Below are 24018 nucleotides of genomic sequence, written 5' to 3' on the forward strand. Positions count from 1 at the left end.
GCTTCCCTGGCGTGTGGCGGCCGTCATGGCGCGCAGCAGCCTTCCCGTCGCGGGCGGCCTTCCCGGCGCGCGGCGGCCGTCGCGGCGTGTCCCGGCGCGGGCGGCCTTCCCGGCGCGACCGCCCTCCAGGCGCGCGGCGGCTGCGCGCCACGTGCGCCACGTGCGGCCCGTCAGAGGAGAGGCCGCTTGAAGCACACGGCGTCGATCTTCCCGGACATCTCGCTGCGCAGGAACTGCACCGGCTCCCAGCCTTCCTGCCCGAACCGCTTGAGGACCGGGTTCCATCCGGACGTGGTGGTCACCTCGATCACCTGACTGTCGCTGACGCGCGCGGTCTCCACGTCCACGCACCGAACCTCCCACCGGGGCGGATCGGTCCCCGCCTGCACCGGCGGCACCAGGAAGCGCGGCGCGACGTACGACGCGGAGCAACCGAAAAGAAATGCGACGGCGATGGCTGTCCCGGAGCTGAGCTTCGGCATGGGCGGTCCTTTCCTGCGGGGTCGACTCGCGAAGGCGTATCGACGCTTCGTGCGCCACGTCAACTGGGAACGGCGCGCGCGCCGGCGCAGAGCGCGCCGACTGCTCGGCCGTCACCGGCGCGTGTCCGGGGCGTCCCGCCACGTCCGCTGGAACCGCTCGCCCTTCCCCCGCGTACTCATCCAGGGGCACAACCTCGCCTCAAAGGAGCGGCGCCGATGATGCTCACTGGACACCTGGATGATCCGTTGGAGGACGCGCTCCTCGCCCGCGCAGGATGGGCGCGCGACGCCGAGGTCGAAGCGCACCTCGGCGCCTGCAGCGACTGCGCGCGCCGGCTCGCCGACGCGGAGGCCGCCGTCGCGACCGTCGCCCTGGCGCTGCCGCCGGTCCCGCCGGAGGGCCGCCTGCGCGCGCGGCTCTTTGCCTCGGTGGATCGCCTGGAGCGGTTCACCCCGATGGCGCCGCGCCTCGCCGCCCTCATCGACGTCGCGCCGGACGACGCCCGGCGCGCCCTCCACGCGCTGTCCGAGCCGGAGGCGATGAACGCCCTGCTGCCGGGCATGCGCGTCCTGCCGCTCGCGACCGGCCCGCGCCGCGCGACCACGAGCGCGATCCTCGTCTGCCTCGAGCCAGGCGGGGGCATCCCGCGCCATCGCCACCTGGGCGACGAGCGCATCCTCGTCTTCGAGGGCGCCTTCGCCGTGGACGACGGGCGCGTCGTCCGCGCCGGGGAGGAGCTCCACAGCCCCGCCGGCTCGATCCACGCCATCCCGACGGTCGTCGGCGACGCGCCGTGCCTGTGCGCGATCGTCGGCGAGGGCGGCATCGAGGTGGCGCTTTGATCGCCGCGAGCCCCGGGCCCGCGCCCGCGCCCGCTCACGAGGCGCCGCCGGCTCACGTCGCGGCCCCTTCCGCGCCGAGGGCGGCGCCTGGCAGCGACGAGGAGCTCGTCGCCCGCATCGCCGGCGGCGACCGGGAGGCCCTCGCCGTCCTCTACGACCGGTACGCGCCCGCGCTCCTCGCGCTCGCCCAGCGGGTGCTCGGGAGCCCCGCCGAAGCCGAGGATCTCGTCCACGACTGCTGCCTGGAGGTCTGGCGAAAGGCCCACACCTACGAGCCGCTCCGCGGGTCGGCCCGCACCTGGCTCATGATGCGCCTGCGCAGCCGCGCGCTCGACCGGCTCCGATCGGCACGGCAGCTCCGCCTGGTCTCGGACGGCGAGGAGAACGACGCCCCGGCCGACCTCGGTGGCCTCGACCCGGCGCTCGGCTCCGACTGCGCCCGCGTGAGGCGCGTCGTGGCCGCGCTCCAGGAGGACCAGCGCACGGTGCTCGAGCTCGCCTATTTCGAGGGGCTCTCCCTCGTGGAGATCGGCGAGCGCCTCGCGGTGCCGGTGGGCACCGTCAAATCCCGCCTCTCGCGCGCGCTGGAGAAGCTGCGCGCCACGCTCCAGGAGCAGCCGCGCACCGCGGCAGGCTGACGCCGCCCCTAGCGCTTGCGGGCGAGCGCCTCGCGGTCCTTCACGATGAGGCGCCGCCCCGCCGCGTCGAGCACCCCCTCCTTCCGGAACGCGCCGAGCGTCAGCGTCACCGTCTCGCGGGTCGACCCGATCACCTGGGCGATCTCCGCGTGCGTGATCGGCGCCGAGATCAGCGTCCCCCGCGGCGTCGGCACGCCCCACCGCTCCGCCGCGTGCAGGAGGAACTCGGCGAGGCGCCCTCCCACGTTCTTGAACAGCATCGACTCGATCCGGTCCTCGGTCTCCCGCTGCCGCGCGACCAGCAGCGCGAACACCGCGCCCCCGAGCCTCGGGTGCTGGGCGCAGAGCTCGCGGACGAGGGCGAGCGGCACCCGGACCACCTCGGCCTCATCCATCGCGATCGCCCGCTCTGTCCGCGTCTCCAGCCCCCCGAGGCACGACTCGCCGAGCACATCGCCCGTACCGCGGTAGCTGAGCGGGAACGCGGCCCCCGCCCCGTTGACGCGCTCGACGCGCGCGCGCCCCCGGCCGAGCACCACCAGCGTGTCCGCGGGGGCCCCCTGCTCGAAGATCGCCGCGTCGGACGCCACCACCTCGAGCGCCGCGGCGTCCGTGACCGCCTCCCGTACCTCGCGATCCACCTGCGCGAACAGCGAGGAGAGCCGGAAGGCGCGCGCCACCCGGGCCTTCACGGGATCCGTGGGCTGGCGGCCAGCATCCTGCGCGTACTGGGAATCCAGATCGCTCACAGTAGGGAAGAAAAGAGTAATCCATACTGCGTGCGTTGACACACAGGAATCCCCTGCGACGGAGGCCCGGCGCGGGGTGAGCGGAGCGCCTCGCTCAGCGTCCGTCGCGGTCGAGCTGCACGACGATGTCCCGGTCGAGCGCGCTGTCCGCCGCGCGGGCGAACTGCTGGAACTTCGTATAGGCATCGGGCTGCACGCGGCCCGCGGGCAGCTCGAGGAAGCGATCGAGGACCAGCGCGCCCCCGTCCACGCGATCGTTCACCCGCACGGCGCGCCCCTCGTCGTCCGCCGTCGACGGAGCGAGCTTCGTGACCACGCGCGCGCCCGCGGGGAGCTTGACGCGGAGCCGCACCTCCGAGCGCGTCGCGATCTGCTCCGACAGGTAGAGCGGCGTCTCCCGGACCGGCAGGCTGGCGAGGCTGGCCACGCGAACGCCAAACGGCGGCGTGATGACCAGCTCCCCTCCCTGCGCGCGCGCGAAGCTCGCGGCGGCGATCTTCATCTTCAGCGTGAGCGGCCGATCGATCTCGCTCAGCTCCTTGATCTCGATCTCCTGGAGCCGCGCCCCCGGCACCATCTGCGGCAGGAGGCGCGACTCGACGGCGTCCCGGAGCTGGGCGTCGGGGAGCGACTCCAGCGCCGAGCGCAGCGCGATCGCGAGCTTGCCCTCGTAGCGCTGCTCGATCGCCAGCGACGCCGAGCCGTCCCTCGCCACCTCGGCGACGCCCTCCGTGACCACGCCGTCGTGCGCGCCGGACGAGGGCGTCACCTCGCGCGGCGTCCCGGGCTTCAGCACGATCGCCGGCTGCCCGCGGAGGGAGCTCGGCAGGTAGCCGTACGGCGCGAACTTGTCGCGCACGAACATCCAGCGGACCGCGCCCGCGCCGGGCTTGTCCCCGGTGTCGAGGCGGACGGCGAGCGCGTTGAACGTCTCGGCCTCGCTCATGGGCCCGCGCGGCGGCGCGGTGAGCCGGTCGCTCACGACGCCGTAGCCTGCGTCGATGCCGACCAGACGGCACAGGTAGAGGAACGCCTCGGTCCGGTTGCCGCTCTTGCCGATGACGACCCGGCGGCCGTCGTCCTCGCGCCCCGGCTCCACGTTGGCGAGCACCCACCGGTAGATCCGGCGCGCCTGCTCATCCTTCGACGGCGCCGCTCCCCCGCCCTCGCCGCGCGCGTCCTGCGCGGCGCCGGCGGCCTTCCCCTGCTCGCCGCCGCCCGCGTCCGGCGAGCGCGGCGCGAGCGGCGTACGCGGCGTACGTGCGATCGCCCGCGCGATGCGCACGAGCCGCGGATCGCGCGGCGTCTCGTCGGCTGCCGCGTCGACCATGCGCGCGATCGTGCTGTCCAGGCGGATGCCCCAGCCGATGCGGATGTTCGGAAGGAACTCCGAGATCGGCGCGCTCGCCGGCTCCTCCGGGAGCGCGGGGCTCTTGTCGACCCGGTAGCGGCGCGTGACGAGCGCGCCGGACTCGACGATCTCCGGCGCCGGGACGGGGCCGGAGGCCTCGACGTCGAGCGGCCGGCTCTTCGGCGACACGACGATGAACTCGCTGCGCCAGTAAGGGACCTTCTCCTCGCGGAAGAACCAGCGCGGGCCCTGGAACGTGAGGCCCCCCTGCCCGTCGCCGCGCAGCACGAACAGGTTCTCCACCTCGATGTAGTCGCCCACCTCGAGGTGGGGCATCGTCACGGTCGGCTTGTCCTCGATGAACTCCGGCTCGTGGATCGACCCGTCGCGCTTGATCGTGCGGAGCTTGAGCACGAGCCCCTCGGGCATGCGCTGCTCGGCGTGCTCCTGGATGGCCTCCCGCGACTGGATCCGGATGATCTCGTGCTGGAGCATCCGCGCCGAGCCGTCCTCGTGCACCCACATGGCCGCATAGTCGAGCACGCGCGCCGCCGTGCCCGGCATGACCTCGCCCGAGGCCTCGTGCTCGGCGATCACCTTCTTCGAGTCCAGCCGGTACGGGCTGAGCTCCGTCGTGCCGTCGAGCAGCTCGATCGCGTCGCGCAGCCCCGAGGTGTCCGCGCCCGTGCGGATCGCCTCGATGAGCGCCTTCTGGAGCGCGTCGCGCTCTCCCCGCGCGAAGCGCGCGTCCGCGAGCGCGAGGCGCGCGTCGGCGTCGTCCGGCGACTTCGCGAGCGCGCGCTCGAGCTGCTCGAACGACTCGGCGCGCTTGCCGGCGCGGGTCAGGAGGTCGGCGATGCGCGCGGCGATGTCCTTGCGGTCCTTGCGGGCGGAGCCGAGGCGCTGGAGCTCCTTGATCGCCGCCGCGTAGTCGCGGCGATCGATCGCCCTCTCCAGCTCGATCTCCGCGTCGGGATCGAGCTCCCGGATGCGCGCGGCGAGGGCGTCGGCCTGCGCGATGTGCCCGTCGCCGTCGTGGATCCGGAGGAGCGCGCCCAGCACCTCGACGTCGTCCGGGAAGCGCGCGGCGGCCTCCTTCACGGTGCGGACGTGCTCGACGCGCCAGCCGAGCCGCGAGTACATCCCGGCGAGCGTCTTCAGGAGGTCAGGCACCTCGCGGAAGCGGTCGGCGAGGGCCTCGATCGTGCGGGTCATCTCGGACAGGCCGACCTTGTCGGCCTCCTCGAGGGCGAGCCAGAGGCGGGGGTACCAGAGCTCCGGGTCCTTCTCCGCGGCGCGCGCGCGCACGTCCTTCACGAGGTCTTGCCCGTCGGACGCCGGGAAGATCGGGTCCTTCTCGAGGAAGACCGCCTGGGCCGCGAGCGCGGGGCCGGTGGCGCGCGCCGGATCGGCCACGAGCGGCTCGATCAGCACGGCGCTCACGTCGTCCTGGCCCTCGAGGTGCGCGATGGTCGCGGCGAGGTACCGGGCGATCGGATCGTTGACGTCGCGCTCGGTGGGGGGCGCGCCGCGCAGGCCGAGCGCGCGCGCCACCTTCGACGCGGGCTGCGGCGGCACGCCGAGCGCCGTGAGGAACGGCTCGATGGGGTTGGGATCCGGCAGGACCTCGGGCGGGACGAGCGAATAGGGCGGCGTCGGGTCGGCGGAGGTGGCCACGCCGAGGGGCGTGCCGTCGGGCGCGAGCAGGCGGATGGAGGTGTCGCGGCCCCCGACGCGGGCGACGATGCGGTGCCGGCCGGAGCCGAGGCGCAGGCGGACGCCGAAGCGGGGCCAGATCCCCCACTGCTTCGTGTCGCGGGTCAGCACCTCGACGTCGTCGACGAGGATGGCGTAGGCCCCCTGGACGGCGACGAGCATCTCGCGCTCGGCGGGCAGGTCGACGAAGGTCTCGACGTAGAAGATGCCTCCCTTGGCCCCGCCCTCGCCCGGCCCCTCCGGCGCGACGGCCGAGAGCTGGCAGCCGCGGCGCTCGGCGCCGAGCACGCGCGGCGCGTCGGCGCGGTGGGGATCGCGCGGGAACACGGGAGGCCAGGGGCCGGCGCGCTCCGCCTCGTAGTGGACGCGGTGGTCGCTCGCGGCCAGGTGGCCAAACGGGCCGGCGAAGCGGGCGTTCTCGATGCACCCGTAGCGGCGCGCCGCGAGGTCGATGAGCGGCACGGCGGGCGCGGCGCCGGCCTTGTCGGCGGTCCCGGCGGCGCCGGCGCCGGCCGGGCGCGCCGCGGCGGCCTCGTCGGGCAACCCGTCGAGGCTCCACCACTCGACGAGCTCTCCGCGCGCGCGCCAGCCGAGCTTGCTCGGGTGGTCGATGGCGCGCAGGACGACCTCGCGGGACTTCTTCCAGAGGCCCGCGACGCTGGATCGCAGGCCGAGCAAGCGGTTCGCGGCGAACCAGCCCACGAGGGCGGCGTCGGGGTGCGCGCTCACCCGGGCGGCGTCCAGCGCATCGAGGTAGGCCGCCGCCGCGCGCGCATTGCGGCCGTGCCCCTGGTCGTCGATCGCGCGACCGAGCGACGCGAGCATCGATTTCGCGCCGATCCCCTCCAGGCGTTTGCGCGCCTCCCTGGCGCCGGCAGGCGTGCCGCCCGGGACCAGGAGCTCTCCGAGGAGCCAGCGGCCGACGACCTCGCCGTCGGTCGAATGCGCACCAGCGTCGCGGAGCGAGGCGATGGGGTCTTTCGCGCCAGGCGCGGTGACCGCGCCGCAGGCGCCGAGCGCGAGGGCCAGGGCGGCGGCGCCGGCGAGCCGGACGAGCGTGGAGAGGGAGCGAGGAGCGCGCATCGGCCCGGTCCTTAGCGCGAGCGACCGCGTGCGCACAGAGACGCCGCGCGGCGGCCGCGCTCCTGACCGCCCGGCCCCGTGAGCCCCCGCCCGGCCCGCCGTCGTCGCCTGGCTCGCGGCGTGCGGTCTCCGCGCCGTGTGGTCAGCGGCTCCACGGGCATCGCCAAGGAGCGCCTTCGCCCCTAGAGGCCAAGGAGCGCCGTCGCCCCTGGAGGACGACGCTCCACGAGGTCGTGCGCGACAACGTGGCGACGCTCCACGGAGCCATCGACGACCGCGCTACGGGCCGATGATGATCTTGATTATCATTAGCATCATTGCTATGTGAAGCGGCGAACGGATGGAAAACGATGTTGCTGTAGAGCTCGGCGCACTCGCGCACCGCGGCGCCGCCCCGCTGTCTTGATCGGGGGCGCGCTCTTTCGAACCACCTCGCCGCGATGCTTTCGCACCGACAAGGATGAACGACATGGTACCCGGTTACACAGAAGAGACGGTGCTTGAGGTCCACCACTGGACGGACAAGCTCTTCACGCTCAAGACCACCCGCTCGCCGAGCTTCCGCTTCGCGAACGGGCAGTTCTGCATGATGGGGCTCCTGGTCGCGGGCAAGCCGCTCGTCCGCGCGTACTCCCTCGCGAGCGCAAACCACGAGGAGACGCTCGAGTTCTTCTCGATCAAGGTGCCGAACGGCCCGCTGACCTCGCGCCTGCAGCACATCGCCGTCGGCGAGACGATCCTCGTCGGTAAGCGCGCGACGGGCACGCTCACGATCGGCAACCTGCGGCCGGGCCGGACCCTGTGGCTCCTGGCGACCGGGACCGGACTGGCGCCGTTCCTCAGCGTCATCAAGGACCCCGAGACGTACGAGCGCTTCGAGCGCGTGGTCATCACGCACACGTGCCGCCGCGTGCAGGACCTCGCGTACGCGCGATACCTCGAGCAAGAGCTCGCGGTGGACGAGCTGCTCGGCGAGATCGTGGGGCCCAAGCTCCTCTACTACCCGTCCGTCACCCGCGAGGCGTTCAAGACCGAGGGCCGGATCACCACGCTCATCGAGTCCGGCCGCATCTTCGCCGATCTGGCGCTGCCCACGCTCGACCCCGCGCACGACCGGCTGATGCTCTGCGGCAGCTCGGAGATGCTCGCCGACACCGCCGCGCTCCTGGAGTCGCGCGGCTTCGAGGAGGGCAACAGCGGCGAGCCGGGCGACTACCTCGTGGAGAAGGCCTTCGCGGGCGAGAAGCGCTCCCCGCTCGCCAGCGCGTCGCCGGCCGAGAGCACGAACCTGTCCGGCCCGGCGTGACGTCGCGCGCCGCGCGTCGGGCTGCGCCCGGGACCCTGCGTCGGCGTCACGGCTGACGCGCGGGTCGATGCGACGCGCAGGCGACGTCGTCGGATCTGGACCGGGGCCACCGCCCTCCCCGGTCCAGACCGCGGCTCACACGCTCGCTTCGACAGCGCTGGCGACCTGCTGGAGGAGCACCGTCTGTTCGATCACCTCGGGCGGCACGCCGACATCGTCGCGCACGACAGCCACATCCCCGCGCGCGCCAGCCACGTCCTCGCGCACCACGGCCACGTCCTCGCGCACCACGGCCACGTCCTCGCGCACCACGGCCACGTCCTCGCGCGCCACGGCCACGTCCTCCCGCTCCGCCGCCCGGCGCAGCGCCGCGATCTCCGCCTGCGCGGCGACGAGCGCCTGCTCGAGCTCCTCGTGGAGCGCCGGCGGAGAGCCGGACGTGTCGCGCGCCTCGGTCAGCTCGCGCTCGAGCTGCGCGATCTTCCATCCCGCGGCGCGCAGGTCGGCCTCGCTCGACGCGGCGCTCCGCGCCAGCGCGTCGAGCTGCTGCCGCAGCGCCTCCACCGCGCTGCCCGGCCCGCCCTGCCCCGAGAGCGCTCCGCCCTGCCCGCCGTCCGACGCCTGGCCCGGCCCGCCGTGGTCGGCCGACGCCGACGCGAAGACCGTCCCGAGCTCGTCGACGAGCTCCTTGCCCACCCGCTCGCTCTCGCGCAGCTGCGCCATGAGCGACGCGATGACGTGGCCCCGGTCGCGCAGCGCCTCCTCGAGGCCCGCGATCTCCGCGGCCGCCGCCTCGCCAGCGTCGCGCTTCTCGAGCTCGGACGCCCGCTGCTCCAGCGCGACGACGGTCTGCTCGAGCTCCACGATCCGCGCCTCGAGCAGCAGCCTGCGCGCGTCGAGGGCGCTCCGCTGGTCCTCCAGCGCGCGGCTCTCGCGCTCGTTCCGGTCCGCCCGCTCCTTCTGCCGGTCGCGGTCGCGCGCGAGCTCGGCGCGGGCGGCCTCCAGCTCCTCGACCCTCCCCGCCGCGCGCCGCGCCTCCTCCAGCGCGCGCTCGCTCTCCTGCGCGCGCCTGCGCGCCGTGTCCCGCTCCGACGTGAGCTTCGAGAGCTCCCGCCGCCCCCCCGCGGCGGCGGCCTCGAGCTCCTCCACGCGCGCCGCGAGCGCCGGGTCGGGCCCCGCCACGGCGGGCCGCGCCTCGAGCTCGGCGATCCGGACGCGCGCGGCCTCAAGGTCGGCCGTCGCGGCGTCGAGGCGGTCGCGGGCGCCGGCGATCTCCGGCTTGTTGCGGATCATGCCGAGCTCGAGCTCGACCTTGGTCCGCACCCGCTTCTCGTCGTCGAGCTGCTTGGCGAGCCGGGTCGCGCGATCGCGCTGGCTGCGGAGCTCCTCCTCCATGTCGCGGATCTGGTGCGACAGGCGCTCGGCCCGGACGTGGGCGTCGCCCGCCCTGGCCTCGACGTCCCGGAGGCGCGTTGCCCTGGCCTCGAGCTCGCCCTCCACCTCGGCGAGGCGCGCGGCCGTGGCGACCGCGCTCTCGGCGCGGACCCCGGCGTCCTCGCGGTCTCGCTGGTGCCGGGTGCGCAGCTCCGCAAGCTCGCCCCCGAGCCGCTGCGCGCGGCCCTCGGCCTCGTTGAGCGCCTCGGGCGACGGGCCGGCGCTCGCGCCCGGGAAGTCGGCGAACGGCAGCTCGATCACGGCGAACGCGTCGAGCCTGGGCAGGCGCTCGCCGGCCACGGCGATGAACCACTCGGGCTCCTCGGACGCGTCGAGGATCGACGTGTCCACGCTCACCTCGGGCTCGCCCTTCGGCGCGAACTCCGCGACCGTATAGCCGACGAACGGCGCCTGGCCGACCATCCGCACCTGCTTGAACTGGAGCGCCACGAGGTCGTAGAGCGCGTAGTAGCCGGGCGCCGCGCCGCGGCGCGCGCCCGCGGGGAGCAGGCCCCGCGCGGCGTCCGGGTTCGGCGACGCGATGACGGCGACGCCGCTCGCGGCGGTGAGGCGTCGGGCGCGCCGGACGACCTCGGCGGGATCGCCGAAGATGGAGAGATCGGGGATGACGAGGGTGTCGAAGGCGCCGTCGCGCACGCCGAGGTCGCCATCGAACACGCCGACGTTCGGGTGCGGCTGCCGGGTGGGCGCCGTCCGCGCGAGCTTCTCCGCGACGCGCGCGGCGTCCGGGTCATAGGCATGGACGAGGCGGGCTCCGCGCTGGAGCAGCCGGTCGGCGAGGCCGATGGTGGCGTCACCCAGCACCGCGACCCGCCGGCCGCGCACGAGCGGCTCGAGGTAGGCGCTCAGCACCAGGGCGGGATGGAGCGCGGGGGCGGCGTGCCGCGGCGAGCCTGCGGCGGCGAGGGAGGACTCCTTCGTCATGGTTCCGTCCTCTTACGGCTCTGGGGGCCCGGAGTCCACAAAGCGCAGTGCAGAGTTGCAAGCCGGCGCTCAGCACGCCGGACGCCACCGGGCGCCGCCCGCGCGCGCCGGGTCCCACGCCTTCGCGCTGGCGCCACGATCCGCGCCTCCACGCCACCAACATGGTGAGCCGTCTCACTCATGACGCTCCGCGTCTGCGCCGCCTGTTCCTGGGCCTCTCTGTCGCTCCCGGCGTCATCTCCACGACACCGGCGGTTCGCCCTCTCTCCTTCGAGATCGCGCGGTCGTTCTACGGTGCTCGGTCAGAGGATCACGGTCTCGCAGCCGAGGAGGATCTGGATCCTCGCGATCGAAGCGCTCCTCGCGGCCTCGCAGGTGTCGGGGCACAGCACGAGGGCCGCGGGAGAAGCCGGGTTGTCGTAGCGCCAGCCTGGGCCGTCGCAGCCGGGGCGCTGCGGCAGGACCTCCTGTGGTGCGCCGTCGAGCCCGAAGAGGACGTTGACATCGTCGAACGCGACCTGTCCGCCAGCCACCTGGGAAGGGACCTCGACCTCACACGGCAGCGCCTGCCCCGTGACCTTCGCGAGCGCGTTCTGGAACTCGACGGCGATGTTGGTCGCCCCGACGAGGACGGCGGCGTCGGTGCCTCCCGCAACCGCAACCTGGTTGGCGAAGCTCTGGTTCACGCCCGGGAGCCCGATCACGAAGGTGCGCACCGGGGTGCGGTAGCGCGCGGCGACCGCCGCGAGATCCGCGATGGCGTCCGGGTCTTCCGGGTTCACCCCGGCGCACTGGGCCGCCGGCCCCTGGGGCTGCCCATCGGTGACGAGCAGCACCGCCGAGGCCTCGCCGGGGTGGTTCGCCGCCACGTCGATGCCCAGGAGCAACGCGCCGCCCAGCGCCGGGTAGATGGGCGTGCTCGCTCCGTTCGGCGACTCGGCCTCGATGGCCGCGACGATGGCGCCCGCGTTGTCGCGGAGCGGACCGAACGGGACCAGCGGCTCCCTGTACGCCTCATGGTCACAGGCCGGCACGTCGTCCGCCGCCCGCGGAAAGAAGCGCAGCGCCACGCGCACGCCGGCGAACCTCGCGCTGTTGACGAACGCCGTCAGGCCGGCCTTCGCGCTGGTCCACTTGTCGGCCACCATGGGGTCGTCGCCCGCCATCGAGGACGACTTGTCCATCATGATATAGAGATTGAGCGGGACCGCGATCGCCTCCTCGGTGACAAGGCCACACGCGGCGTCCGGATCGAGGCTATCGACAGGCGCGTCGGTCGACAGCCCGCCATCCGGATCAAAGGTCCCGCCCGAGCCAGTTCCGTCCGAAGAGGAGGAGGACGAGACGAGGCCAGCCCCTGAGTCCGGTGCACACGCGCCATGGAGCCCCATGGCGACGGCGAGCCCAACCATGGAGACGAGCGAGGTGCGGTGGAGCGATTCGAGGCGCATGGGATGAACAGATGACAGCGAGGACGGCACGGAAGCGGGAACGTCCGCAGACACAGAGTACCGGAGACGGTGACAGGCGCGAGGGGCGAATCATGGAATCGTGAGCTGGCTCGCGCCGGCACAGCACATAACGGCGTGGGCGGACGCGCTGTCGATGCAGGCCGCAATGTGGCGCACGGCCCCATGGTGATTGGGACCGAACAAGACAAAGTCTTTTCGAAACGCACTCGAAGGTGCAGAATTAAGCATGCGCGCACAATTCTTCCTCGAGACGGCATCTCTGCTCGCATTGCTCTCGGCGATCGGCTGCGCGGAGAGCAGCTCGATCGACGGCCCCATCGGGCCAGTCGCGGGCACGGGAGGCGGCTCGGGCGCGGGCGGCGCGTCATCCGCGAGCAGCAGCACCACGACAGCCTCATCGAGCAGCGCCGCCGTCACGAGCGGCTCGGGCGGGAGTGAAGGCAGCTCGGGCGGGGGTGAAGGTGGCTCGGGCGGAGGTGAAGGCGGCTCGGGTGGAGAGGGGGGCAGCGAAGAGGCGGGCGGCGGCGGCGGTGGGGTCGCGGATCTGTGCGCGCTGGGATGCTTGCCGGGCACACACGACGTGGACGGTAATCCCCTCACGGGCGAGTGCGGCTGTGAATACGCGTGTACGCCGACCGCGGCGGGAGATGCGGGCGAGGATCCGATCGACGCCGAGTTCATCGACGACAACTGCGACGGCGGCGACGGGCTCGTGGAGCAATGCATCTACGTCTCGGCGAGCACGGGGGACGACGCCAGCAGCGGTACGCGCAACGCGCCGGTGGAGACGATCACCAAGGCCATCCAGGTGGCGCAAGCGGGCGGGGTCCCGGCGGTCTGCCTGTCGGGCGAGCTCTACGAGGAGGCGGTCACGGTCGTGTCCGGCATCAGCATCTACGGTGGGTTCGATCACGGCAACGCTGACTTCAAGTTCCGGAGGACGCCCTCGGTGACCACCACCGTGCGCGCGACAGGCACGGTGTTCCACGCTCCGTCGATCGGTCAGCCGACGCACATCGAGGGCCTCTCGATAGAGGCGCTGAGCCCGTCGTCGACCGGCGCGAGCACCTATGGAGTGCGCCTCGGCGGGGGGACGGCGGATCTCTTCGTGCGGTTCAACCAGATCAACGTGGAGGAGGGCCGGGCCGGCGCCGCAGGGACGAACGGGGCGGCGCACATGGCGGGGACGGCGACCTCGGGGAATGCAGGAGAGCAGGGCTGCAACGACTGCAGCGGCCTCGGCAATGCCGGCCCGGCGCCCACCTGCGACGAGCCTGGCGGGAGAGCTGGATATGGCGGACATGGCTCCAACAACGGAGCGGCGGGCCATCCGGGCAGCCGGGGCGCGGCGGGCGGCGCGGGAGGCGCCACATCGAGCTGCCTGGACCCCGGCCCGCCGGGCCCCAATGGCACACCGGGCACGGCTGGGTCGCAGGGGACGCCGGGGACGGGGGGCGCGAATCTCGGCAGCATCGCCTCGGGCGTCTACCAGCCTGCGAACGGCACCAATGGGCAACCGGGAACGAACGGCGGCGGCGGCGGCGGCGCGGGCGGCGGCGGCGGCGGGACGTGCCCTGTAGGCATCGACGATCGCGGCGGTGGCGGCGGCAGCGGTGGATGCGGCGGGCTCGGCGGCCGCAGCGGCACTGCGGGCCGCGGTGGAGGCGGGAGCTTCGGAATTTTTGCCGCGGCCGGCCGGGTGGTCGTCTCCCGCAACGAGATCACATCCGGGAAGGGCGGCAACGGCGGCCGCGGCGGCAACGGCGGAGCGCCGCAGCTCGGCGGGAACGGCGGCCCGGGCGGCCCCGGTCCTGATGACGGCCGCAGCGGTGGCGTCGGCGGTAAAGGTGGCAATGGCGGCGACGGCGGCCCAGGCGCGGGCGGCGGGGGTGGCCCGAGCGCCTGCCTGGCGCGATCCGCGAGCGTCACCTTCACGTTCCGAGACAACAGCTGCTCGACCGGCACCCCCGGGTTCGGCGGCGCTGGCGGCACGACCCCGAGCGGGGGCGCCGCGGGCGCGGGGCAGGAAGGTAAGGCGGCCGCAAACCTGCAGATCAACTGATCAGCCCCGCTCAGGTCGGGGAGCTATCTCCCAACCGGTCCGCCCCCGAAATCGATGGCGCCTGCGCCCCTGGCGCGGAGCATGATGTCTCTGGCGGTGTCGACGGCGACGTGAATCCTGAAAGGCAACCTGGACTCGATCGCTCCCGGAGCAGAGGAGCCTGCCAGTCATGGCACCGTGGCTCTTATCCGCCGACAGGACTTCGCACGTCCGCGGGACCGCATTCAAATCAAAGGCGGGTCGATGCACAAGACAGCGTCACCGGCCCCGGAGCAGCGCCGGGCCCTTCGAGCTGGCGCTCGCACGATACCCGCCGGCCGCCAGCACAAGTATCGTGACCGCGGCACACCCGGCCTCGCCTGGACGCCGCTCCAGTTCGCACTCCGGGCGGAGCGGCCCATCGCCATCCTGGACACTCGTCCGCCCGGGGCGCCGGCGCCTCCAACGCCATGGAGGCGCCTCCGCTAGACTGGAGCAAAGCGACACGCACCCATATTAACGCGTTGCGACGACACGCCGACCGGCTAGAACGGCTCCCGGAAGCAACGAGCGCTGACGACAGGAGCCCCCCATGACCACTGCAATGCAGATGCCCATGATGCCGCAGATGATGTCCCCCATGATGTCGACGCCGGACATGGCCGCTGGTGCATCCATGATGCCCGGCATGATGGGCATGCCGATGATGCCAGGCATGATGGGCATGGGCATGGGCATGCCGATGATGCCCATGATGGGCATGATGCCAGGCATGATGGGCATGAGCATGCCGATGATGCCTGGCATGATGGGCATGGGCATGCCGATGATGCCCATGATGGGCATGATGCCAGGCATGATGGGCATGGGCATGCCGATGATGTGCAAGATGTCGTGTGAGATGACCAAGGACGGAATGACCTGCAAGATGATGCCGCCCGAGGGCATGTCGATGGACATGCTGAAGGAGCGCTGCGAGGCCATGACGAAGATGATGTCGGCCGGGATGCCGATGATGATGATGTGCGGCGGCATGCCCATGATGATGTGCACGCCCGCCATGACCAAGTAGCGCGGCCGCAAACCCTCCTCGGAGCAGCGGAGCGTCGGCGCTCGCCGGCATTCTCGCGCGGCTCCGCCCCTTCCCCTCCCCCGCTCCTCGGCGAGGAACGCGCCGCGCCTCAGGGCGCCGGCAGTGAATACGTCATCACCAGGTACATCAGCGAGTCGACGTTCGCCGGGTTGCGGTAGACGTGCGGGACATCCGCCTGGAACACGAGCGCGTCGCCCGTCGCGAGCAGAAACCGCTGTCCGTCGACGCTGATTTCAACGGTCCCCTGACATACCACGATGTTCTCGGTCGTCCCGGGCGGGTGGGGATCGGCATTCTCGGCGCCAAGCGGGGCGAGGCACAGCTCGTAAAACTCGACCGTTCGCGGCGCGTCGAACGGGAAGAGCGCGCGCGAGGTGAACTTGCCGTCGTGCGATGTCAGCCGCTTCGCGCGATCTCCGCGCAGCAGCATCGGTCCGCTCGCCGAGCGCTCGCTGACGAGCGCGGAGAACGGCACGCTGAGCGCGCGGGCGATCTTCCAGACGACGTTGATCGTGGGCGCGCTGCGGCCGAGCTCGACCTGGCCGAGCATCGCGCGGCTCACGCCGGAGATCTTCGAGAGCCGCTCCAGCGAGAGGCCGCGCCGCGTGCGCAGCCGCCGAAGGTTCTCCCCGACGACATGCGTGAGATCTGGCGGCGAGTCGTGGTGAGCGACCTCATAGGTCCAAGCCTCCTCCTCCATCTCCTGCTCGCCGGACCTGGCCGGCTGCACGTCGAGCGCGACCGGCAGCGGGCCGTTCACCCGGGGAAGATCGCTGTTCTGCCGGACAGATCTCATAGGAGGATGGGCGCCACTCTACACGGGATCTCAGGGTCGGCAAACCAACCAAATTCGTCGCTGCGTCATGATGAATGTGATCAATCATCAGGCAATTTCTGTCACTCCTAGGATGTCGCCTGAACCCGATCCGTGACGTCCCTGTCGCATTCGCCTTCTCCCTCGGCGCGTTCGCCCTCCCTAGCAGGGTCGCGCTTCCTCCCAGCGCGCTTCGCCGCACGCTCGCTCCCCGCAGGCTCGCTCGCCGCAGGCGTCTTCCCCGCAGGCGCCTTCCCGCAGCCCGCGTCCCCCGGGCGCTCGCGCTTCCCCGCGCCGTCTCCGGTCCGCCCCCGGCCGGCGAGTCAGGTCGGCGCCCAACCGTCCCTACCGCCAGCGCGCCGAAGCGGCTACAACCTGGGCTCGCTGGGCGGCACGCTGACGCAGCGCGCTCAAGCACCGAGGGCTTGCCGATGGACCACGACATCGACGACGTGATCGACGGCCGGTACAAGCTGATCGAGGTGGTCGGTCAGGGAGGCCACGGCGTGGTCTACCGCGCCCTGGACCAGGAAGTCGGCACGCACGTCGCCGTCAAGTACCTGCGGCCCGAGTTCGCCAGCGATCCCGCCCTGAAAGCCCGCCTGCGGCGCGAGGCCCGCGCCATGGGGGAGCTGGCCGGCACCAGCGCGACGCACGTCTTCGCGTTCAGCGAGGCGCCCGACGGCACCCTCTACATCGTCATGGAGTTCCTGAAGGGCAGCGATCTCGAGACGACGCTGCGCCAGCTGGAGGCGCGGAACCAGCGGCTCCCGCTCGACGAGATCCGCGAGCTGTTCCGCCCGATCGTCGACACCCTCGACGCCGCGCACGCGCGCGGCATCGTCCACCGCGATCTGAAGCCCGCGAACATCTTCGTCCTGGACAACGACACGGGCGTTCCTTCCTCCACCTCCCCTCACCACGGGAGCGCGCCGGCCCGCGCCGCCCATCCCGCGCCCCTCGCCAGCGCGCAGCTCCGCGTCACGGGCGACGGCGCGCAGGGCCACGCCGGCGCAGCGGCGCGGGGGCGCGTGCGCTTGCTCGATTTCGGTCTTGTCAAGGTCATGCAGGCCGATCCCCTCACACGCGAGGGCGCGATCCCCGGCTCGCCCAGCTACATCGCGCCCGAGGTATGGAAGGGCCGGCCCCAGGAGATCGACCACCGGATCGACATCTATTCGCTCGGCGCGGTGCTCTTCCGCGCGCTCGCGGGGCGCGTGCCGTTCGCCGGCGCGAGCCGGGTCGACATCCTGCTCGCCGCCGCCCGCGGCCCGCGGCCGAGCTTGCACGCCTTCCGGCCCGACCTGCTCCCCGAGGTGGACGCCTGGGTCGCGCGGGCGCTCGCCGTGGCCCCCGAGGAGCGCTTCCAGGACGTCCGCTCGCTCTGGAGCGCGCTGGAGCCGCTCCTCGACCGCGCCGATCGATCCGGGGGCGAGCCTACCGGCGGAGGCGCGATCCTGCGCTGAGCACGTTCCTCACCCGACCGCCTTGCGACGCGGGAAGCGGCGCTGGTAGCGTGGTGCAAACCATGCCTGAACCGAGGGCCACAGGATGAGCTCCTCGTCCGGCCTGTTGCAGCCGAATACGCGGTTTCGCAACCGTTACCAGGTGCTGCGCGTCATCAAGGCGGGCGGCATGGGCGCCGTCTACGAGGTGATGGACGACGTCACCGCGACACGCCGCGCGCTCAAGGTGATGCTGCCCAGCCTGCTTGACAGCGAGGAGCTGCGCGCCCGCTTCGCCCTCGAGGCGCGCATCACCGGCATCATCGAGAGCGACCATATCGTCAGGACCTCGGACGCCGGGGTCGACGACGAGACCGGCACCCCGTTCCTCGTCATGGAGCTGCTCCGCGGCGAGGAGCTCGGCAGCCTCGTCAAGAAGCGCGGCTCCCTCCCCGCCGAGGACGTCGCGCTCTACCTGTTCCAGGCCGCGCTCGCGCTCGACAAGACGCACGCGGCGAGCATCGTCCACCGCGACCTCAAGCCGGACAACCTGTTCGTCACCGTCCGCGACGACGGCTCGCCCTGCGTGAAGATCCTCGACTTCGGGATCGCCAAGGTCATCGAGCAGCACAACGCCTCCACGCTGACGCGGCAGATGCTCGGCACGCCCGTGTACATGGCGCCTGAGCAGATCCGCGCCGAGCGCAACGTCGGCCCGCGCGCCGACATCTACGCGCTCGGGCACGTCGCGTACGCGCTCCTCGTGGGCGAGTCGTACTGGGCCCAGGAGGCCGAGGCGACCGCGTCCCCGTACATGCTCGCGGGGGAGCTCCTGCGCGGCGCGATGGAGGCGCCCAGCGCGCGCGCGGCGCGGCGGTCCTCGGCGGCGCTGCCGAAGGAGTTCGACGGCTGGTTCCTCAAGGCGACGGCGCTCAAGGCCGAGGACCGCTTCGAGCGCGCGTCCGTCGCGGTCAGCGCGCTCGCCGCCGCGCTCGACGTCGCCCTCCCGCGGGCCTCGCGCGTCATCCTCCTGCCGGAGCCGGCGTCGCCCGCGCCGAGCGCGAACCCGAGCCCGACCGACCCGACGCTGCCCTCGAAGCCCGGCACGGCGCAGGGCTTCGCCGAGGTGCCGACCGTCACCGTGCCGGAGCTGTCGTCGAAGACGCCTCCCTCACGCCCCGGTCCGGCCTCCTACCCCAGCCCGCCCTCGCGCTCCGTTCCGCCGTCGCCCTCCAATCCGCCCTCGCGCTCCGTCCCTCCCTCGTTTTCCGCGCCGCCCGCGCCGTCGGCCGCCTCGAAGTTCGCGGAGACCCGGCCCCGGACGGCGCCCCTCGATCCGCCGGGGCGGGCAAGCCTCTCCAGCAGCGAGCCGTTGAGGAGATCCGAGCTCACGTCGCGGCGCGAGCGCGCCCCGCAGCGGCGGTTCACCGTCAGGCCCGACACGTCGACCGGGGTCCTCCATGTGAAGGTGTGGGGGTTCTGGGACATCGACGAGGGCAAGGCGTACCTCGACGACTTCCGCCAGAAGGCCTCGACGCTGCTCAACCTCGGGAAGCCCTGGTACGTGCTCGCCGACATCGCGGACTTCCCCCCGCAGAAGCCCGAGGTGAGCCCGTACGTCGAGCAGACCATGGCCTACGCCGTCGAGCACGGCATGCGCAAGGCGGCGAACCTCGTGAACAGCGCGCTCTCGAAGATGCAGATCTCCCGCCTGTCGGCCGCCATGGGGCTGCCCGAGTACTCGTTCTTCACCGCGGAGGCCGACGCGATCGCGTGGCTCCTGAAGGGCTGAGCGCGAGGGGGCCGAGCGACGGCTGGCCACGAAGGGCCGAGCGCGAGGCCAGCCACGTGGCCACGAAGCGCCGGGCGCGAGGCCAGCCACGAGGGGCTGAGCGCGCTCAGCCGAGGACGAACCGCCGGATGCGCCCGGCGAGGCTCCGCACCTTCTCCTCGGCCTCGAGGTAGCGCTCGGCTGCGTCGCGCAGGTGGGCCTGGCGCGACGCCATGAGCAGGCTCAGCTCGATCACGAGCTGCGGGCGCGCCTCGATGATCGGCTGCAGGGCCTCCTTCGTGATCTGGTAGAGCACCACCTCGTCGACGGCGCGCACCGTCGCGGTGCGCTCCTCGCCCGTGAGCAGCGCGAACTCCCCGAAGACGGCGCCCTTCTCGAGCGCGGCGACCGTCGAGTCCTGCCCGTCGGAGTGCCGCACCAGGACCTCGACGGCGCCGGACGCGACGACGAACATCGACGAGTCCCGCTGCCCCTGCAGCACGATCCGGTCGAGCGGGCCGTACTCGATCCGGCGCGCCTTCGTGGCGAGCTTGCGGAGCTCGCGATCGAGCAGCGGCTTGAAGACCGGCGTCCGCCGGAGCAGCGTCATGAGGTCCTCGGCGCTCGCCTCGCGCGTGGCCTTGCTCGGCTCCTCGAGCTCGATCGACGGCGCGGCCCCGTGGCCGTCGCGCCGCTGCAGCGCGGCGAGGTGCGACGGGTTCTTCTCCATGTACGCCTCGAGCAGGCTCGCGTTCCGCGGGATGCACTCGTCGCCCGTGTAATCCATGAGGTTCCGCTCGACGGCCCACCGGGCCACGTCGTTCATCGACTTCCGGTACTGCCGGCACGCCGCGGGGAAGATGCCGTCCTGGTCGCCGAAGAGCCCTGTCAGCGCCTCGGGCATCAGGTTGAGCCCGAACAGCCGCATGTCCCCCCGCTGGTGCCAGAGCGCGAAGTCGCGCCACCGCGGATCGATATGCGCGAGCTCCGGGAACGCGAGCACGTTGTTCTTGAGCACGGCCCGCTCCGCGTCGCGGAACACCCGGTGCCATGTCTCCTGCGCGTTCCACAGGTTGGGGCCGGCGAGCTCGATCGCCTTCTGCAGGTCCGCGTGGTGGGCGTGCAGGAAGGCGAGCGTGGCCTTCTGCTTGCGCATCAGGTTCGTCAGGCTCACGGGCCCGGCCGCGAAGAAGCCGGCCGCGCGCGGCGCGATGTGCCGCATGTCCCAGACCTGCGCCCACGCCACGACGTCGATCGACGCGCGGATCGGCGCGAACGCCGCGCCCTCCTCGAAGGCCTCGCGCTCCCCCGGCGAGAGCATGTCCGGGTAATCGTGCTTCACGGCCTCGAAGATGCCGAGGCAGGTGAGCAGCTCGAGGTAGAGGCCCACCCGGAGCAGCCAGCGGGGGTCGGGGAGGTTGCGCCGGTGCTGCTCGAGGTCCTGGTGGATGGCGCGGAGGTACAGGAGCGCCTTGTCCATGCCGATGGTCAGCACGGGGAACCACGGGTGATAGCCGACGTGGAGCTCGTCGATCCCGAGCGCCCGCTGCTGGATCTCCGTGTCCGCCTTGACGAGCCGGTCGAGCAGGCGCGCGTAGAGCGAGCCGAAGCGGCCGGTGTCGAAGATCTCGATGTCCGTCGACTCGGAGGAGACCGTCCTGCCCGCCTCGCTGAGCTTGACCTCGACCCGGAGCTGCTGCCGGAACAGGCTCGCGAACGTGAACGGCTCGAAGCCGTCGGTGACGCGCCGCCGGAACGACTCGGGCAGGTCGGCCCAGAAATAGCCGCCGCCGGTCTCCTCGCCGGGGGGGTGCGGCACGAGCTGCCGCGCCGGCACGATGGTGGCGACGTAGACCGTCTGATGGAACGAGTTCCACGGGGCGGGCTCGAGCTTCGGGACGGGGTAGGACGAGGTCGAGACGATCTGCGGGCTGAGCGGCACGTCCATGAGGCCGGGCACCGGGCACGGCTCGCCGTCGCCGGGGCTCGCGGGGAGGAACCACGCGGACAGGGTCACCTCGAACGGCCGCTCGAAGGGGGCGACGAACGCGTAGAGATCGCGCAGCCGGTAGAGCAGCCACACCTCGTCGCCCAGCTCCGACGGGTCGCCGGAGGTGTTGATGCAGCCGACGCGCTCGCTGCACCCGTGCCCCGGATAGAGCGCCTCGTCGACAGGCCGCTTGCCGGGCTCGAACGGGATGAGCTCCAGCGACGGCGACAGCTCGGCCGACTCCTCCTCCGGGCTCTGGCGCGCCTCGAGCTGACGCAGGTACTGGCGGACCCGGGCGAGCTTGTCCTCCCAGTCCATGCCCTCCACGCGGCTCATGAGCAGCCGCTTGAACTGCCTCTGGAACTCCTTCGGGGTCATCATGCTGCGTCCACCTGAGTTGCCGGGGGCCGGACAGGCCCTCCGCGAGAGCTTACCGGCTTCGCGCGCGCTGCGTCGTGCGAACAGCGCGACGCGTGGCGTCCCGCGATCAGCGAGGGGCGCGGCGCTCCGCGATCAGGGCCACGACGACGTCCGTGCGAGGCCCTTGCGGCGCCGCGTCTCGGAAGGTACGGGCTCGGACCCTATGGCTATCGAGATCCGCGAGCTCCGGAAGGGCGACAAGAAGGTCCTCAAGGACTTCCTGAACGTGGTCGACACCGTCTACGAGGGTGAGCCCAACTATATCCGCCCGCTCGACTTGGACATCTCCGATCGCCTCGACAAGAAGAAGAACCCGTTCTTCGAGCACGCCGAGGGGACGGCGTGGGTGGCGTACAAGGACGGCAGGCCAGCGGGCCGGATCACCGCGCAGGTCGATCACGAGCACCTCCGGGCCCACCGCGACGACACCGGCACCTTTGGCTTCATCGATACGATCGACGACGCCGAGACGGCCGGGGCGCTGCTCGCCGAGGCCGCGAGCTGGCTGCGCGCGCGCGGGATGAAGCGCATGCGGGGCCCCTACTCCCTCTCGATCAACGAGGAGATCGGCTGCCTCATCGAGGGCTTCGAGCACCCGCCGGTGATGATGATGGCCTACCACCGGCCGCACCAGGGTCGGCTCATCGAGCAGGCGGGGCTCGAGAAGGTGAAGGACTTCTACGCGTGGCGCTACGAGGTCGGCAACGTCCCCGCCCGGGCGCAGAAGGCCCACGCCGAGGTCCTGGCGATGCCGGAGGTGCAGACGCGCTGCGGAGATCCGAAGAACCTGCTCCGCGACATCCGGATCCTCATGGACGTCTACAACGACGCCTGGAGCGACAACTGGGGCTTCGTCCCGATGACCGAGAAGGAGCTCATCAAGTGGTCGAAGGACGTGCGGCTCATCCTGATGCCCGAGCTCACCAAGATCACGTTCATCGACGGCGAGCCGGCCGCCGTGGCGCTCGGGCTGCCCGACCTCAACCAGCTGATCAAGGACTTCCACGGCAAGCTCTTCCCGGACGGGATCTTCAAGCTGCTGTGGCGCCTGCGCGTGCGCGGCCCGAAGAGCGGGCGCCTCGTCGTGCTCGGGATCCGCAAGAAGTGGCGCCATGTGCGGCGCTACGCCGGGCTCAGCGCCTTCCTTTACGTCGAGATGAACCGCGCGGGGCACCTGCTCGGCATGACGCACGGCGAGCTCGGGTGGACGCTGGAGGATAACGCCGCCATCAACGCGGGCATCCGGATGATGGGCGGTCGAGTCTACAAGAAGTACCGCGTCTACGAGCGGGCGCTGTGATGGACGCGGGCGCCGGCTGTGCGACGTGGGCGCCCGCGCCGGCGCCACGTCGAGCCGCCGGTGCGCGCCGGGACCGTAAAGAAGGAGCGGATCGATGAGGGTGCTGGTCACGGGCGCGAGCGGGTTCCTCGGCTCGCACGTCGCCGAGCAGCTCGTGCAGCAGGGGCACAGCGTCGTCGCCCTGGTGCGGCGCTCGTCGAACACGAGGTTCCTGTCGTCGCTGCGCGGGGTCGAGCTCGCGCACGGCGCCGTGGAGGACGCGGAGAGCGTCCGCCGCGCGGTCGTCGGCCCGCCGGGCGTCGACGCGATCGTGCACTCGGCCGGGCTGGTCAAGGCGCGCGACGAGGCGGAGTTCTTCCGGGTCAACGTCGACGGCACGCGGAACCTGCTCGACGCGGCGAAGGCGGCGCCGGCGGGGGCGATACGGCGGTTCGTGTTCGTCTCGAGCCTCGCCGCCATCGGCCCGAGCCTGGACGGGCGCCCCATCGCCGCCGACGCGCGCCCGGCCCCGGTGACGCGCTACGGGCGCTCGAAGCTCGAGGCCGAGCGGCTGGTCCTCGCCGAGAAGGGCGCATTGCCCGTGGTCGTCGTGCGCCCCCCGATGATCTACGGCCCGCGCGACCAGGAGTCGTTCGCGTTCTTCCAGAGCGTCGCGCGCCGCTTCCTCCCGATGTTCGGCGACGGCAGGAACACGCTCAGCGTGATCTACGCCTCCGACGCGGCCGCCGCGTGCATCCGGGCGATCGAGAGCGACGTGCCGAGCGGCCGCGCCTACTTCATCGACGACGGAAGCGTGTATGTGTGGCGCGACATGCTGGCGGACGTCGAGGCGGCGCTCGGCGCGCGGGCGCTCGTCCGCGTCGGCGTCCCGTTCTCGCTCGTGCGCGGCGCCGCGCTCGCGAGCGAGGGGCTCGGCCGCCTCACCGGCAAGGCCGTGATGCTCACGCGCGACAAGCTGAACGAGCTCTCCGCGTCGCACTGGGTCTGCGACTCGAGCGACGCCCGCAGGGAGCTCGGCTGGGCGCCCGAGGTGAGCTGGGCGGAGGGGACGCGCCGATCGGTCGCCTGGTACCGCGAGCACGGCTGGCTGTGACGTGACGCCGCGCCGCGCGCCGTTTGACGCTC

At 72.3% G+C, this 24018-nt stretch carries 16 protein-coding genes; 9 read left to right on the forward strand and 7 right to left on the reverse strand.

Going from position 1 to position 24018, the window contains the following annotated elements:
* Positions 1-170: 170 nt before the first annotated feature.
* The gene (locus WME79_RS39350; RefSeq protein ID WP_272103899.1) at positions 171-482 is read right to left on the reverse strand and encodes a hypothetical protein; all 312 of its coding nucleotides are present in this window, start codon (positions 480-482) and stop codon (positions 171-173) included.
* Positions 483-698: 216 nt separating this feature from the next.
* Between WME79_RS39350 and WME79_RS39355 the strand changes: the two genes are divergently transcribed.
* On the forward strand, positions 699-1325 hold the full coding sequence (locus WME79_RS39355; RefSeq protein WP_437525635.1) for a cupin domain-containing protein: 627 nt from the start codon (positions 699-701) through the stop codon (positions 1323-1325).
* The gene (locus WME79_RS39360; RefSeq protein WP_437525637.1) at positions 1322-1963 is read left to right on the forward strand and encodes a sigma-70 family RNA polymerase sigma factor; all 642 of its coding nucleotides are present in this window, start codon (positions 1322-1324) and stop codon (positions 1961-1963) included. Before WME79_RS39355 ends, WME79_RS39360 begins: the two co-directional genes overlap by 4 nt.
* Before the next feature lie 8 nt (positions 1964-1971).
* On the opposite strand, the gene WME79_RS39365 is transcribed toward WME79_RS39360, so the two are convergent.
* Together WME79_RS39365 and WME79_RS39370 are read right to left on the reverse strand one after the other, a co-directional pair.
* Positions 1972-2712: a Crp/Fnr family transcriptional regulator gene (locus WME79_RS39365; RefSeq protein ID WP_437525639.1), complete on the reverse strand. Its 741-nt coding sequence runs from the start codon at positions 2710-2712 to the stop codon at positions 1972-1974.
* Between the two features lie 94 nt (positions 2713-2806).
* The gene (locus tag WME79_RS39370; RefSeq protein WP_437525641.1) at positions 2807-6862 is read right to left on the reverse strand and encodes a hypothetical protein; all 4056 of its coding nucleotides are present in this window, start codon (positions 6860-6862) and stop codon (positions 2807-2809) included.
* Positions 6863-7331: 469 nt separating this feature from the next.
* Here WME79_RS39370 and WME79_RS39375 point away from each other — a divergent pair, with 469 nt between their 5' ends.
* The gene (locus tag WME79_RS39375) at positions 7332-8168 is read left to right on the forward strand and encodes a ferredoxin--NADP reductase (RefSeq protein WP_437525642.1); all 837 of its coding nucleotides are present in this window, start codon (positions 7332-7334) and stop codon (positions 8166-8168) included.
* Positions 8169-8303: 135 nt separating this feature from the next.
* Here the strand turns inward: WME79_RS39375 and WME79_RS39380 are convergent, their stop codons facing one another.
* Positions 8304-10547 (reverse strand): hypothetical protein, encoded by a 2244-nt coding sequence (locus WME79_RS39380; protein ID WP_437525644.1) that lies wholly within the window; start codon positions 10545-10547, stop codon positions 8304-8306.
* 302 nt (positions 10548-10849) lie between these two features.
* Positions 10850-11998, reverse strand: a complete 1149-nt coding sequence (locus WME79_RS39385; RefSeq protein ID WP_437525646.1) for a vWA domain-containing protein — start codon at positions 11996-11998, stop codon at positions 10850-10852.
* Positions 11999-12245: 247 nt separating this feature from the next.
* On the opposite strand from WME79_RS39385, the gene WME79_RS39390 reads away from it, so the two are divergent.
* Positions 12246-14081: a PE-PGRS family protein gene (locus WME79_RS39390; RefSeq protein WP_437525648.1), complete on the forward strand. Its 1836-nt coding sequence runs from the start codon at positions 12246-12248 to the stop codon at positions 14079-14081.
* A 571-nt stretch (positions 14082-14652) separates the two neighbouring features.
* Positions 14653-15132 (forward strand): hypothetical protein, encoded by a 480-nt coding sequence (locus tag WME79_RS39395; protein ID WP_437525649.1) that lies wholly within the window; start codon positions 14653-14655, stop codon positions 15130-15132.
* A gap of 109 nt (positions 15133-15241) precedes the next feature.
* Here the strand turns inward: WME79_RS39395 and WME79_RS39400 are convergent, their stop codons facing one another.
* Positions 15242-15949, reverse strand: coding sequence for a helix-turn-helix domain-containing protein (locus tag WME79_RS39400; protein WP_437525650.1), 708 nt, complete (start codon positions 15947-15949; stop codon positions 15242-15244).
* Positions 15950-16398: 449 nt separating this feature from the next.
* Here WME79_RS39400 and WME79_RS39405 point away from each other — a divergent pair, with 449 nt between their 5' ends.
* Positions 16399-17433 carry a serine/threonine-protein kinase gene (locus WME79_RS39405; protein ID WP_437525652.1) on the forward strand — a complete coding sequence of 345 codons (1035 nt, stop codon included), beginning with the start codon at positions 16399-16401 and terminating at the stop codon, positions 17431-17433.
* 85 nt (positions 17434-17518) lie between these two features.
* Positions 17519-19204 carry a serine/threonine protein kinase gene (locus tag WME79_RS39410; protein ID WP_437525654.1) on the forward strand — a complete coding sequence of 562 codons (1686 nt, stop codon included), beginning with the start codon at positions 17519-17521 and terminating at the stop codon, positions 19202-19204.
* 106 nt (positions 19205-19310) lie between these two features.
* Here the strand turns inward: WME79_RS39410 and WME79_RS39415 are convergent, their stop codons facing one another.
* On the reverse strand, positions 19311-21554 hold the full coding sequence (locus tag WME79_RS39415; protein ID WP_437525656.1) for a cyclic nucleotide-binding domain-containing protein: 2244 nt from the start codon (positions 21552-21554) through the stop codon (positions 19311-19313).
* A gap of 202 nt (positions 21555-21756) precedes the next feature.
* On the opposite strand from WME79_RS39415, the gene WME79_RS39420 reads away from it, so the two are divergent.
* Together WME79_RS39420 and WME79_RS39425 are read left to right on the forward strand one after the other, a co-directional pair.
* A complete protein-coding gene (locus WME79_RS39420; RefSeq protein ID WP_437525658.1) occupies positions 21757-22893 on the forward strand; it encodes a hypothetical protein in 1137 nt (378 codons plus the stop codon).
* Between the two features lie 94 nt (positions 22894-22987).
* Entirely contained in the window at positions 22988-23986 is a 999-nt protein-coding gene (locus WME79_RS39425; RefSeq protein ID WP_437525660.1) for an NAD-dependent epimerase/dehydratase family protein, read from the forward strand.
* The last annotated feature ends 32 nt before the right edge of the window (positions 23987-24018 follow it).

Origin of the sequence: Sorangium sp. So ce726 (assembly GCF_051521405.1) — a bacterium.
Classification (GTDB): Bacteria; Myxococcota_A; Polyangia; order Polyangiales; family Polyangiaceae; genus Sorangium.

Bases quoted from the DNA above. Each gene is read 5' to 3' on its own strand.
- WME79_RS39350 (WP_272103899.1), bottom strand. From the start codon at position 482: ATGCCGAAGCTCAGCTCCGGGACAGCCATCGCCGTCGCATTTCTTTTC.
- WME79_RS39355 (WP_437525635.1), top strand. From the start codon at position 699: ATGATGCTCACTGGACACCTGGATGATCCGTTGGAGGACGCGCTCCTC.
- WME79_RS39370 (WP_437525641.1), bottom strand. From the start codon at position 6,862: ATGCGCGCTCCTCGCTCCCTCTCCACGCTCGTCCGGCTCGCCGGCGCC.
- WME79_RS39375 (WP_437525642.1), top strand. From the start codon at position 7,332: ATGGTACCCGGTTACACAGAAGAGACGGTGCTTGAGGTCCACCACTGG.
- WME79_RS39380 (WP_437525644.1), bottom strand. From the start codon at position 10,547: ATGACGAAGGAGTCCTCCCTCGCCGCCGCAGGCTCGCCGCGGCACGCC.
- WME79_RS39385 (WP_437525646.1), bottom strand. From the start codon at position 11,998: ATGCGCCTCGAATCGCTCCACCGCACCTCGCTCGTCTCCATGGTTGGG.
- WME79_RS39390 (WP_437525648.1), top strand. From the start codon at position 12,246: ATGCGCGCACAATTCTTCCTCGAGACGGCATCTCTGCTCGCATTGCTC.
- WME79_RS39395 (WP_437525649.1), top strand. From the start codon at position 14,653: ATGACCACTGCAATGCAGATGCCCATGATGCCGCAGATGATGTCCCCC.
- WME79_RS39400 (WP_437525650.1), bottom strand. From the start codon at position 15,949: ATGAGATCTGTCCGGCAGAACAGCGATCTTCCCCGGGTGAACGGCCCG.
- WME79_RS39405 (WP_437525652.1), top strand. From the start codon at position 16,399: ATGGACCACGACATCGACGACGTGATCGACGGCCGGTACAAGCTGATC.
- WME79_RS39410 (WP_437525654.1), top strand. From the start codon at position 17,519: ATGAGCTCCTCGTCCGGCCTGTTGCAGCCGAATACGCGGTTTCGCAAC.
- WME79_RS39415 (WP_437525656.1), bottom strand. From the start codon at position 21,554: ATGATGACCCCGAAGGAGTTCCAGAGGCAGTTCAAGCGGCTGCTCATG.
- WME79_RS39420 (WP_437525658.1), top strand. From the start codon at position 21,757: ATGGCTATCGAGATCCGCGAGCTCCGGAAGGGCGACAAGAAGGTCCTC.
- WME79_RS39425 (WP_437525660.1), top strand. From the start codon at position 22,988: ATGAGGGTGCTGGTCACGGGCGCGAGCGGGTTCCTCGGCTCGCACGTC.